Raw genomic sequence first — 12468 nt, 5'->3', positions numbered from 1 at the left:
TCTTCTTTTTTTATTTACTTTCCGTATTTTTGATTTATTATTCTATGAAGCCCTATGCTCTTTTTCGGACAATTTATCCTTCCATCAGAGATTCAGAATGCCCTGGACCCTGAGACTATTTCCCGGTCTCTGAACTTCATATTCCGGAACTTGACGGACAGATTAGAAGACTCGATTGGCCAAGGGTAATTATATGGTGCAGCGTATAATATTCAATGGCATATAATCAAAAATAGCATACAAATAAATTATTAATTTCCAGGAAAATGCGAGAACAGGGAATCAGTCGAAGAAAGAAGGGATAAACTTCCTGCCTGCAAAAACATGGAGATAAAAAGCCCGAAGGAATAAAATAGTCTCAGGGATAAAAGGAGGGAAGTTTCATAAGATAAAGAGTTAATGGGTGAACATTAGTCACGATTATCTTAAATCACACTTATCTTTACGTCATATTTTTGCTGGAGGTAAAAAGTACAATGAGAGAAGGTCTGGACCCCTTTGGGGTAAGAGATAGCATCGAAACAACTGCCGGAAAAGCTACGATTTACAGACTGAGCAAATTGGAAGAAAAGGGCTTTGAAGGGATTTCCCTGCTCCCCTACTCTATAAGGATCCTTCTGGAATCCCTGCTCCGGCATGCAGATACGGAAAAGCACCTGATAGCTGCAGAGGATGTGGAAGCCCTTGCCCGCTGGAGCCCTGGAAACAGAATTGAGAGGGACATTCCGTTTATTCCTTCAAGGGTAATCATGCAGGACTTCACAGGTGTGCCTGCGGTAGTCGACCTCGCCGCCCTCCGTTCGGCAATGGAGCGCCTTGAAGGGGACCCCGCCAAAATCAACCCTGTAATCCCTGCCGACCTGGTCATTGACCACTCGGTTCAGGTCGATTCCTACGGGACAGCATATGCCCTTGAGGAAAATGAGAAAAAGGAGTTTGAACGCAACAGGGAGCGTTATATTGTCCTTCGCTGGGCACAGAAAGCCTTTGACAATTTCAGGGTCGTGCCCCCCGGAAGAGGGATCATTCATCAGGTGAACCTTGAATACCTGACCCCACTCGTGCACCTGAAAGAGAAGGAAGGTGAGTTATTTGCATTTCCTGACACCCTTGTTGGAACTGACTCCCATACCACAATGATCAACGGGATAGGAGTGCTCGGCTGGGGAGTAGGCGGCATAGAAGCCGAAGCCGTAATGCTCGGGCAGCCTTACTATATGCCCGTTCCCGAGGTTGTGGGCTTCAAACTCTACGGGAAACTGGAACCCGGAGTTACTGCCACGGATCTTGTCCTTACGATCACCAAAATGTTAAGAAAACAAGGGGTAGTCGGCAAGTTTGTCGAGTTCTACGGGCCCGGCCTGAATTCCTTAAGCCTTCCGGACAGGGCGACGATTTCGAATATGGCTCCCGAATACGGGGCAACCCTTGGGATTTTCCCGCCTGACACGGAGACCCTAAACTACCTTAAGAGAACAGGCAGGAGCGACGAGCAGGTTGACCTTGTTAAGAAGTACCTGGAAGCCCAAGACCTGCTTTATTCGATCCACAAACCCGAACCTCTTTTCAGCAGCAATCTCGAACTTGATATGGAAACCGTAAAGCCCTGTCTCGCAGGCCCGAAACGCCCTCAAGACCAGCTTTTCCTGAACGAGGTTTCGGAGAACTTCCGTGAAACAATGAGGCAGACCTTTATAAGAAAAAAGGAAGGAGGCGCTGAACTTGCAGGAGATCCGGCTTATCAGCGCTGGCTGGGGGAAGGAGGAGCCCCGGTAGAAGAAACCGGAATAGAAGAGGTAAAAAAAGTTGAACCCCATGAGAAAGGCTTCAGGGTCACGCATGGGTCCGTGGTAATCGCGGCCATCACTTCCTGTACCAATACCTCCAACCCCTCGGTCCTGATAGGAGCCGGGCTGCTCGCAAAAAAGGCGGTTGAAAGGGGCCTGAGGGTTAAGCCTTTTGTGAAGACAAGCCTTTCTCCGGGCTCAAGAGTGGCTACCGAGTACCTTGGAGCCGCAGGCCTTCTGCCCTATCTGGAAGCCCTTGGTTTCCACCAGGTAGGGTACGGCTGTACGACCTGTATAGGGAACAGCGGCCCCCTGCCCGAACATATTGCAAAGGAAATTGAAGAAAAGGATCTTACGGTTGCAGCCGTGCTCAGCGGGAACAGGAACTTCGAGGGCAGGATCAATCCCCATGTAAAAGCAAACTATCTTGCCTCCCCGCCACTTGTCGTTGCATATGCGATCGCAGGTACGGTGAACATAAACCTCGAAACCGATCCTCTTGCTTATGACCCGAACGGGCTCCCTGTGTACATAAGGGACATCTGGCCCGGAAATGAAGAGATAAGGGAAGCTGAAAAGAACAGCATTAAGCCTGAAATGTTCAAAAAAGAATACTCAGGAGTTCTGGAAGGTTCAAAACTCTGGAAAGAGCTGGATGTGCCTGAAGGTACCCTCTATGCCTGGAGCCCGACCTCCACCTACATTCAGGAGCCGCCTTATTTTGTGGATTTCCCACTTACTTTGCCCCTGCCCGGAGATATACAAAATGCCAGAGTTCTTGCCCTTTTCGGGGACAGCATCACCACAGACCACATCTCCCCCGCCGGAGATATCCCGGCAGACGGTCCTGCAGGCAGATACCTGATATCCTGGGGTGTAGACCAGAAGGACTTCAATTCCTACGGTTCACGCCGGGGCAACCATGAGGTAATGATGCGAGGGACTTTTGCAAACATCCGGCTCAGGAACAGGCTTGTAAGCAGGGAAGGAGGCTGGACGGTCTCCCACCTCAAAGGAGAAGACTTCCCACCGGAGGCCTGTGGAGAAGGGATTCCGATCTATGATGCAGCTCTGCTCTATGCGGAAAACGATGTTCCCCTGATTGTACTCGCAGGAAAAGAGTACGGGACAGGTAGTTCCCGCGACTGGGCAGCAAAAGGCACATTCCTCCTCGGAGTAAAGGCGGTTATTGCCGAGTCCTTTGAACGCATCCACAGGAGCAACCTCGTGGGCATGGGAGTTCTGCCCCTGCAGTTTAATGTAGGAGAAAACGCAGATACCCTCGGGCTTACAGGAAAAGAAAGCTACGATATCCTTGGCATTGAGCAGATGGAACCCCACGGAGAGCTTACCGTAAGGGCAAAGGACGATAACGGAGGAGAAACAGAGTTCAGGGTAACATTGAGGCTGGACTCTGCCGTGGAGATAGAGTACTACAGGAACGGCGGAATTTTGCATAAGTTCCTGCGGGATTCGGTGAAGAAAAAATAACGGGTTGAGTACGCCATATGGTATGAAAAGATATTTAGAGTGGTTCCGCAAGCCTTAATACGGCTCCTTCTTTTTTCCGGAACCTAGCTTTTTATCCGTATTGGAGACCCGTTTATTTGAGTTCAAAAAGGTATTTTGAAGCGGAACACATTACGAAAAATATTAGGCTTTACAATTAAAATAGGTGGAGAGATTCGGAAAGCAGGAATTTGAACTCCAAGAAATATATTTAAAATGATTTAAAGATACAATTTCAACAAATTTAATATACTTATTCGATGATAATACAATTGCATTGTCATCCTATTTTTGGGCCCAAAAAGGTCCTCGTGCTAAATCTTTCACGTATAACCAGAGGATCCCCTAATTTCAAAATTTTTTGAAAGTCCTCTAGGCATAACTGTGAGGTAGAAAATGAGTAAAAATATATGTTTCATCGACGGGCTGGAGGGCGTTCTGAAATACAGGGAAGTAGACATAAACGAACTGGTCAAACTTCCTTATGACGCGGTTTCCTATCTGCTGATCCGGGGAAGACTTCCCGGAGAACAGGAACTTGCCGAGTACTCAGCCCGCCTGCATGCGGAACGTAGAATCAATAAGGAGGTAATAGACGTTATCCGCATGTGCAATTTTAATATTGATGCTATGGCAGCACTGCGTACGGTCATTTCTTTCATATCGCAATTCGACCCTGACCTGAATGACAGTTCCCCCGAAGGAAATATGAGAAAAGCCATAAGGTTAATTGCTATAGTCCCAACCATTGTTGCTACTTATTATAGAATGGCAAATGGAAAGGAACCTTTACCTCCGGACCCTTCCCTTTCCCATGGAGCCAATTTCCTGTACATGATAAAAGGCAGCAAGCCAGATCCTCTGGATGCTGAAGTCATGGAAAAAGACTTTATTCTCAGTGCCGAGCATGAGCTGAATGCTTCCACCTTCTCTTCCAGAGTTACAGCTTCAACCATGTCCGACCTCTATTCAGCAGTTGTTTCAGGGCTCTGTACCCTTAAAGGTCCCCTTCATGGAGGGGCAAGGGCAGAGGTTATGACCATGCTCGACGAAGTTGCAAGCCCCGAAAATGCCGAGAAATTCGTCCTTGAAAAAATCTCACAGCGAGAAAAAATAATGGGTTTCGGGCACAGAGTTTACAAGACTTATGACCCAAGGGGCGTAATATTCAAGCAGCTCTCAAAGAAACTGGCCGAATCCAAAGGGGACATGCACTGGTACACAACCGCCGAAGCAGTCGAAAATGTTGTTGTCCGCGAACTTGTAGAAAAGAGAGGAAAGCCGATTTACCCGAACGTTGATTTCTATTCCGGAGTCATCTACAAATATATGGAAATTCCTCCGCAGCTTGCAACCTCGATCTTTGCAATAGGGAGAGTTTCAGGCTGGATAGCCCATTGCTTTGACCAGTATGAGAGGAAAAAAATCATAAGACCCAGAGCCTTCATGCTTGACGAATGTTGAAATAACTAAAAACTTTTGAAGCAGAAGTGAGAAGTGGTTATTTGGGGACTCCATTTTACCTCCCCTTATTCTTAGAGATTCAGTTTACGGATTTTCTATATAGTCCATTTTTTTAGAAGCAGATAGAAGATAAGTAGTATCTAAATAGTATCGGAGGGTGACAGTAAAAATATTTTTAATTAGAATAGTATATTTTTTGCATCAAAGCAACATAAAAAACATACAATTGACATTCCAGGTACTTACAACTTATTCTAAGACATTTCAGGGGTCTTTGCTGATTACAATGTTGTCGAAATAAATTTCCCTTGATGGATAATTGCTGTGGCTACTCATTTGAAAATAAATATAAGCTGATGTGAAATTCAAATAGTGTGGCGAGGAAGTAAATAATTCCTTACCATTTTCCCAAATTTTAAAAATTCCATTATCAAGGTTTATCCTGATATGCTGATCTGCAATTTGCCTACCGGTTCGCTCCTCAGGCCAGCCATCGGCATATAATATCCTTCTGTTCCCATCAATTTTACTGGAGATAATACTACGAACATTTTGCCCGGGAGGAACACCAGCGTATTCAAACTTTACCCAATTATTTTCGTCTTCTGGATTCCCTTCAGTTACGGTAGGGCAAAGGTATAAAGATCCCGTCAGATAACATCCATTGCCCTGGTTGTTCCAGTCAAGATCAAATGAGATTTCCTTTCCTTCGCTGAAATCCACTTTATCAACACTTCTGACTCCGTGGAACTTTACCGTATCATCCCTTGTGCCAATTGTATTCATACACAGCCTCAATCGAAAATCAACGTTCTCCGAAGGATCAACATCGTATACATCTACTATGCTTTCCTTGAAATCTCCTTCGCGAGTGATCTGCCATTTTTGTAGATTCAAAACTCCTTCACTAAAACTTTCATTAAATGTAGAGGTATTTTTAAAAGAGATAGAGCCTGATGCTGTCTCCCCTATCTTAAAATTGTTAACATTTAACAGAGTTCCCAGAATAATAAGGATCAGACAAAGTATAAGAACAAATTTATGTGCCCCACTCTTATGTGCCCCACTCTTCCCAATTCCTGATTTCATCTGCTTTCCTCATTAAAACAGAAATTAAATCAAAAAAGTGAAAAAACAGAAAGATAACTCTCTGTCTTTTACGTTAATAGGTTACCACATCCACTTCAATTAAAGAACAGATATGTCCGTTCAGGGATAGTTCACCGTATATCCTGCGGCTGCCCCATCATCAACGGCTGTAGTTCCTTCGTCCTGATCATGAGGAACCCAGACCTGACAGGACCCGGTTGCCGTATTACCGGATGCATCCGTTACTTCATAATTAATTGTGTATACCCTGCCGTTTCCATCTCCCTGCCTTTCTGCTCTCAAATCAACTGTCTGGGGATCCACAATAACAATGTCTTCTAGTGTAGCCCCATCTCCTTTGTCCGGGGAGTCCTCTGGTTCATCGCTACTTACCGATGTGATTATTATGTCATCAACACCCACATCAACATCACATATATCGGTCACCGATTCAACACAATCGGAGATCGAAACCGTTTCATATTTGTGATTGGGAGCCCAGAATATTATCGGTTCACCTGATGCTGTTATCTCTGGCAAAGTTGTGTCCTGCACAGTGATTTCAACTGTATCGGTATCCGAAAGCTGCCCATCGAAGACTTCCAGAGTTATTGTCGTTGTCCCAAGTGGGAGGGATACTGTAGGGCTGACACCACTAGCTGATTCACCATCCCAGGTCCAGGTATATGTCAAGGGTGAGACCAGCCCGTCGTCTGTGGAACCTGACCCATCAAGAGTTACAGATGTGCCCGCCCAATTAGCCTGCTCAACAACCTGATCTTCACCGGCATCAGCCACGGGTGCGCCATTGACGGTAATATATGCCTGAGGAATATTCACAGACCCGCCATCTCCCCCTTCACTATCTTTATAATTTACTTTTGCAGTTCCGAATACATCAACTTCCAGATTAGTTCCACTCTGGTCGGACTTTGCATTGAACGACAGGACTACCGTTTCGTCATCGGACAAATCAGGATCCCCATCACTGCTCAAACCGATATTGTTCCAGATAATGGTAGTAGTCCCACTGCCATCCGGGATGACGGTGTCCGGGGCAATGTTAAAGGAACTTTCATCGACGATATAGTCCTGAGTTACCTCCACAACGTCCACATAATATGGAATCGTAGAAGTCGTGACCTCAGAAAATATATCATCGAAAATTGCCTGAAGGCTCGTGGCATCTGGGGAAGAATAATATGCCCCACCTGTTGTAGTTGCCATATCCTGTAAAGGAGTAGGATTGACACCGCCCAGCCCAATACTGTAAATAACATAACCTTTATCGGCAGCTTCTTGTGCAGTTGAATGAAGATAAGTTCCCTGACCATCAGTAAGGAAAATTATTACCTCTACTGAATTTTCAGTTCTTGGATTTGCATCAAGTATATCTATTGCTTCCTCCAAACCGACATTAAGATTAGTACTCCCAGAACTGTCCACACTATCAATGTTAGTTTTCACAAGCGGAAAATCATTAGTTAACGGTAGGGAAAAGTCAATGCTATCATCCCAGCTGACAACTCCCGCAGTATCCCTGCTTGAATCCATTTTGTCGACAAAACTTTTAGCGGCGGTTTTCCGCAACCCTGAAGGGTCGTTTGATTGCATACTTCCAGAACTGTCGATTGCAAAGACCACATCCATAGGTACAGCAGAAGTACTTGTGCTTCCGGCCCCTGTAACTTCTATGGTCACAGTCGTCTCTTCATTCACTCCACTGCCAGCGATATTTATAAGTGCAGGAGACGCTGTCTTTGAAACTGCAGGCTCAGCAATAGCCTGAGCACTTACTGCACCCGTTAGAACAATTGCTACAACGCCCAATACGGATGCGAAAAAGATACTTCTCAGCAAATTCTCTTTTATCTTTTTGTTCCATTCCATTTGAGTCTACCCCGTTCATATTAAATAAAACCAGACGTATCAAAAAAGAAAAATACGTACAGTTAGTCCTTACAAAATCCCCAGTTAACTTGGGAAGTTGCAAAGTGTAATATGCGCGTCCGTGCATAAAAGACTTGTTTATAATAAAATTGTCAAATTTAATGCTTGAAACCAGACATTAGAGATTAATAAGGGATTTAAAAGATTCCTATTTAAAATACCTCGACTTAACAGACACTTTATACGAACAATTCTAAAACGCTACAAAAAAATCCAAAAGATGTCCAGTTAACATGTATGGTCAGGGTGGGTATGACCGGATAATCTTTTTATCATCTGACAGCTTTTTGATATCCAGATACCCATGACTTATAGAGATTTTATAGACCAGTTAAGAGAAAACGGAAAACTGGTCGAAGTTCCGCAGCCCGTTTCCCCGAGATTCGAGGCATCAAGGATCGCAAAAAAAACAAAAGCTCCTGTTCTTTTCCACGACATTTCGGGTTCAAAGGTTATTATGAACCTGCTCGGGTCCAGAGACGAGCTTGCTTCCATGCTCGGAGTCCCTAAAGAAGAAATTATAAGAAAGCTTTCGGAAGTATCCCCTGAAGGCGAAGTCCGGATAGTTTCGGAATCTCCTACCCTTGAGGTCATAGAAAACGAGGTTGACCTAACAAGACTGCCCATTCTTACCCATTATGAAAAAGACGGCGCCCCTTACATAACTGCAGGGATTGTAGTTTCCGAATACGGAGGTGTGATGAATGCTTCGATCCACCGCCTTATGCTTGCGGGAAAAGACAAACTCGCAGCCCGCCTTGTCCCTCCGAGGCATACCTACCTCCTGCATAAAAAAGCTGTAGAAAAAGGCGAGCCTCTGCCTGTTGCAATTGTTATCGGCTGCGACCCCACGATTACTTACGCAACCACTACAAGAGTGCCCGTAGGAAAAGAATTTGAATACGCAGCCGCCCTGAGGGGAGCTCCTGTAGAACTCTTTGAGTGCTCAAACGGGGTAAAAGTCCCTCATTCCGAGATCGTGCTCGAAGGGTACGTTGATCCTGTGGAAAAAGTTGATGAAGGGCCATTTGTGGACATTACCGGGACATACGACATGGTAAGGAAAGAGCCTGTAATCCGCATTACCCGTGTCCTCCACAGAAAAGATCCTATCTATCACGGAATTCTGCCGGCCGGCCCCGAACACCTCTTGATGATGGGAGTGCCTTATGAACCCAGGATATACAGGGCTGTAGGAGAAGTTACAACCGTCAAAAACGTGGTCCTAACAGAGGGGGGATGCTGTTACCTGCATGCAGTCGTGCAGATCAAAAAGCAGACCGAAGGAGATGCGAAAAACGCTATTATGGCAGCCTTTGCAGCCCATACGAGCCTGAAGCATGTGGTGATCGTGGATGAGGACATAAATATCTTTGACCCTGCCGATGTCGAGTTTGCAGTTGCTACAAGAGTGAAAGGGGATATGGATATCCTTATTATTCCCAATGTCCGCGGCAGTTCCCTTGACCCGAGAGGAGCTCCTGACGGGACGACTACGAAAGTGGGAATCGATGCTACAAAGGTCCTTATTGAAAAAGAGAACTTTGAAAGGGCAGTGATTCCTGAAGAGTAATGAGATGAAACTTTTAAAAAATACGAAACTTTTAAGGGGTAGACAAACTTTAAGGAACCGCAAGCAGGGATATATAATACTCTTACCTTGCTTTAACATTTTAGATTTATTTCAGTGTTCCGTATTTGCTTTAATAGTTTGTGCATCAATAATTATATCTGCCTCAATATATGTTTGCTTCAATATTTTACACCCTTGCTACCTGGCAGTTAAAGAGTGAATTTTCATGTATCTTACAAAAGAAGAAGAGCAAATCCTGAACGGAGAGGCCGGAGAGACTCTCAGGCAGGCAATTGAAATCCTTGTGGCTCTCGGGGACATCTACGGGGCGGACAGCTTGATCCCTATCAAAAGCGCCCAGATTGCGGGAGTCTCTTATAAAACCATAGGTGACGCCGGATTGGAATGGATTTCGGACCTTGAAGGGCAGGTAAAGGTTCCCTCAATCCTGAACCCGGCAGGGATGGATCTGGAAGACTGGGGAAGGCTGAAGATCTCCCCTGAATTTGCAGAAAAGCAGAAGGCAATTGTTCAGGCTTACAAAAAGCTCGGCATCCGCTGTGAATGTACCTGTACTCCCTATACCCTCGAAGGCTTTTCCGTGGGCTACGGCGACCACCTGGCATGGAGTGAATCGTCAGCCATCTCTTACGCAAATTCCGTAATAGGGGCCCGAACGAACAGGGAAGGAGGACCGTCTGCCCTTTCGGCAGCACTCCTTGGAAAAACTGCAAATTATGGGTTCCATCTTGAGGAAAACCGCACCCCTGAGGTCTCCATCCGGGTGGAATGCCCGCTCAAAGAATCGGATTACGGAGCCCTTGGTTATGTGGCAGGCAAAATCATTGGGAGCCAGGTGCCTATTTTCCGTTTGAAGGATGCTCCGGAAAAAGACGAACTTAAAACCCTTGGAGCTGCAATGGCGGCATCCGGAGCAGTAGCGCTTTATCATGTGGAAGGAGTGACTCCTGAAGCCTGCAGGCTGGGCTTTGAAGAACCTGAAGAAAAAATAATTATCGAAAGAAGCCAGCTTGATGAAGTTTATGAGAGCAGAGGAAGGGCCTGCAAAGAACCCGAACTGATCACTATCGGCTGCCCCCACTGTTCTGCGGTTGAACTTAAAAAAGCGGCTGAACTTCTGAAAGGAAAAGCGGTTTCAAAGGAAACCTGGATCTTTACCTCGCGAGAACTTGCAAACCGCTACCCCGAATATGTCAGGTCCATTGAGGAAAGCGGGGCAAAGGTGGTCTGCGATACCTGTATGGTAGTTTCCCCGGCAACCAACAGCTACTCCTGTGTTATGGTGAATTCGGGAAAAGCCTTTGCCTACTTGCCCGGGATGTGCGGGGCTGAAAGTGTGTATGGGAATATGGAAACCTGCATCGAGGAGGCAACCGGAGGGAAAAGAAAGAAGGCGGGTGGTTCCTATTAAACTCAAAGGCAGGACAATTTCCAGGGGATGTGCAGAAGGGGAAATTTTGATTTCCAGAGACCCAATATCCTTCCTTGGCAGTGTGGACCCTAAAACCGGAATTGTTGTCGAGGAAAAACACTCTCTTGCAGGAAAGTCAATCAAAGGGAAGGTGCTTGTTTTCCCCCATGGGAAGGGCTCGACTGTAGGTTCCTATGTAATGTACCAGCTGAAGAAAAACGGAGCTGCTCCGGTGGCGATTATCAATCTGGAAACCGAACCGATAGTAGCTGTAGGAGCAATTATATCTGAAATCCCTTTAGTTGATATGCTGGAAAAAAGCCCATACGAGTCTTTAAAGGATGGAGATGTTGTCCAGGTAAACGGTAGTGAGGGGTATATAGAATTGATTAAACCGAAAGGCAGTAAAATAGAAGAATGATACAGGTTAAACTTTAAACCTGAATACCGTGCCGTTTAAGCTTAAAGCATGAAAATTGTATTGATAGAACCTAAAAGAAACCTCAAGCTCCAGAGACGTGAAATTTAAAATGAAACAGAGAAGAAAAGGTCAGGAGAATTCAGATACTGAAGAGATGATTTCACGCATATACCCTTACATAACTAGGGTATTTGACATATATGAAATCCAGAAGTCCGGAGAGATTCTCTATTTCTTTGGCACCCCTAAAACTGATGCCGAAAATGTAATGGGGGAACTCTGGGCTCCCCTCGAACAGCGAGGACTCGGCGGCACTCTGAAGTACGAGCTTGGGGAGCACGTTCTTATTGTTACTCCTGTAAAAAAGGCAAAAGAAAAACACTGGGTAAACCTTGCACTTTTCATAGCAACAGTGTTTACAACCATGATCTGCGGAGCCTGGTTGTTTGGAGTTGATCTCTGGAGTGAGCCCCTGCAGATTTTCCAGGGCTTGCCCTTCACCCTTGCAATACTGGCTGTGCTCGGCTCTCATGAGATGGCCCATTATGCAATGGCAAGGCACCATGGGATGAAAACATCTCTCCCTTATTTTATCCCGTTTCCGACTTTCATAGGCACGATGGGAGCTGTAATCCGTTACAGAGGACCTATTCCTGATCGGAAAGCCCTCTTTGATGTGGGAATCGCAGGACCCCTTGTAGGGCTTCTTGTCTCAATTGTGGTCACCATAATCGGGCTGAATCTTGATGTTCCTGCAGTCAAACCTTTACCCGATTCTCTGATGTTTGAGCTTGGTCTCCCCCCTCTTTTCGTAATGCTCCAGAAACTTGTAGGGGTTACGGGGAGCAACCTGCACCCTGTGGCTTTTGCAGGCTGGGTGGGGATGTTTGTAACCCTTCTGAATCTCCTTCCCGCAGGGCAACTTGACGGCGGGCACGTGCTCAGGGCAATGCTTGGCAAAAAAGCGGATTGGGTATCTTCAATGATGCCAAGAATCCTCTTGATGATAGGTATTTATGTGGTTTACGGGTTAAAAGGAGACGGCTTCATATGGATATTCTGGGCGCTCTTCCTCTGGGCTTTTGCAGCAGCCGGGCACCCGTCCCCCCTTCATGATAAAATGAAGCTGGACAGAAAACGTATCCTTATAGGAATCCTTACCTTTATTCTCGGGCTTCTCTGCTTTACCCTGATTCCTTTTAAGCCCATAACCTGAGAAGAAACGGAAAAACCGAAGAGAACT

At 45.8% G+C, this 12468-nt stretch carries 8 protein-coding genes; 6 read left to right on the top strand and 2 right to left on the bottom strand.

The genetic code is table 11. The annotated features are described in order from the left end of the window. Positions 1–476: 476 nt before the first annotated feature. Together acnA and MA_RS01330 are read left to right on the top strand one after the other, a co-directional pair. Positions 477–3278, top strand: a complete 2802-nt coding sequence (gene acnA, locus MA_RS01335; RefSeq protein ID WP_011020308.1) for an aconitate hydratase AcnA — start codon at positions 477–479, stop codon at positions 3276–3278. Positions 3279–3692: 414 nt separating this feature from the next. Then, positions 3693–4760 (top strand): citrate/2-methylcitrate synthase, encoded by a 1068-nt coding sequence (locus MA_RS01330; protein ID WP_011020307.1) that lies wholly within the window; start codon positions 3693–3695, stop codon positions 4758–4760. Between the two features lie 264 nt (positions 4761–5024). On the opposite strand, the gene MA_RS01325 is transcribed toward MA_RS01330, so the two are convergent. Both MA_RS01325 and MA_RS01320 read right to left on the bottom strand, forming a co-directional pair. Continuing rightward, entirely contained in the window at positions 5025–5849 is an 825-nt protein-coding gene (locus MA_RS01325; protein WP_011020306.1) for a hypothetical protein, read from the bottom strand. Positions 5850–5969: 120 nt separating this feature from the next. Continuing rightward, positions 5970–7739, bottom strand: a complete 1770-nt coding sequence (locus MA_RS01320) for a vWA domain-containing protein (RefSeq protein WP_011020305.1) — start codon at positions 7737–7739, stop codon at positions 5970–5972. A gap of 364 nt (positions 7740–8103) precedes the next feature. Here MA_RS01320 and MA_RS01315 point away from each other — a divergent pair, with 364 nt between their 5' ends. From MA_RS01315 to MA_RS01300, 4 genes are all read left to right on the top strand, one after another. Beyond that, positions 8104–9372, top strand: coding sequence for a UbiD family decarboxylase (locus MA_RS01315; protein WP_011020304.1), 1269 nt, complete (start codon positions 8104–8106; stop codon positions 9370–9372). A 226-nt stretch (positions 9373–9598) separates the two neighbouring features. Beyond that, positions 9599–10804: an aconitase X gene (locus MA_RS01310; protein ID WP_011020303.1), complete on the top strand. Its 1206-nt coding sequence runs from the start codon at positions 9599–9601 to the stop codon at positions 10802–10804. Continuing rightward, positions 10791–11225: a DUF126 domain-containing protein gene (locus MA_RS01305; RefSeq protein ID WP_011020302.1), complete on the top strand. Its 435-nt coding sequence runs from the start codon at positions 10791–10793 to the stop codon at positions 11223–11225. The genes MA_RS01310 and MA_RS01305 overlap by 14 nt, the downstream gene beginning before the upstream one ends. 109 nt (positions 11226–11334) lie before the next feature. After that, on the top strand, positions 11335–12441 hold the full coding sequence (locus tag MA_RS01300; RefSeq protein ID WP_011020301.1) for a site-2 protease family protein: 1107 nt from the start codon (positions 11335–11337) through the stop codon (positions 12439–12441). Positions 12442–12468: the final 27 nt, after the last annotated feature.

Source organism: Methanosarcina acetivorans C2A, assembly GCF_000007345.1.
Taxonomy (GTDB): Archaea; Halobacteriota; Methanosarcinia; order Methanosarcinales; family Methanosarcinaceae; genus Methanosarcina; species Methanosarcina acetivorans.
Note: the sequence above shows the minus strand (reverse complement) of the source record. Positions and strands in the feature narration are given on the sequence as shown.

Bases quoted from the DNA above. Each gene is read 5' to 3' on its own strand.
- MA_RS01325 (WP_011020306.1), bottom strand. From the start codon at position 5,849: ATGAAATCAGGAATTGGGAAGAGTGGGGCACATAAGAGTGGGGCACAT.
- acnA (WP_011020308.1), top strand. From the start codon at position 477: ATGAGAGAAGGTCTGGACCCCTTTGGGGTAAGAGATAGCATCGAAACA.
- MA_RS01320 (WP_011020305.1), bottom strand. From the start codon at position 7,739: ATGGAATGGAACAAAAAGATAAAAGAGAATTTGCTGAGAAGTATCTTT.
- MA_RS01310 (WP_011020303.1), top strand. From the start codon at position 9,599: ATGTATCTTACAAAAGAAGAAGAGCAAATCCTGAACGGAGAGGCCGGA.
- MA_RS01330 (WP_011020307.1), top strand. From the start codon at position 3,693: ATGAGTAAAAATATATGTTTCATCGACGGGCTGGAGGGCGTTCTGAAA.
- MA_RS01315 (WP_011020304.1), top strand. From the start codon at position 8,104: ATGACTTATAGAGATTTTATAGACCAGTTAAGAGAAAACGGAAAACTG.
- MA_RS01300 (WP_011020301.1), top strand. From the start codon at position 11,335: ATGAAACAGAGAAGAAAAGGTCAGGAGAATTCAGATACTGAAGAGATG.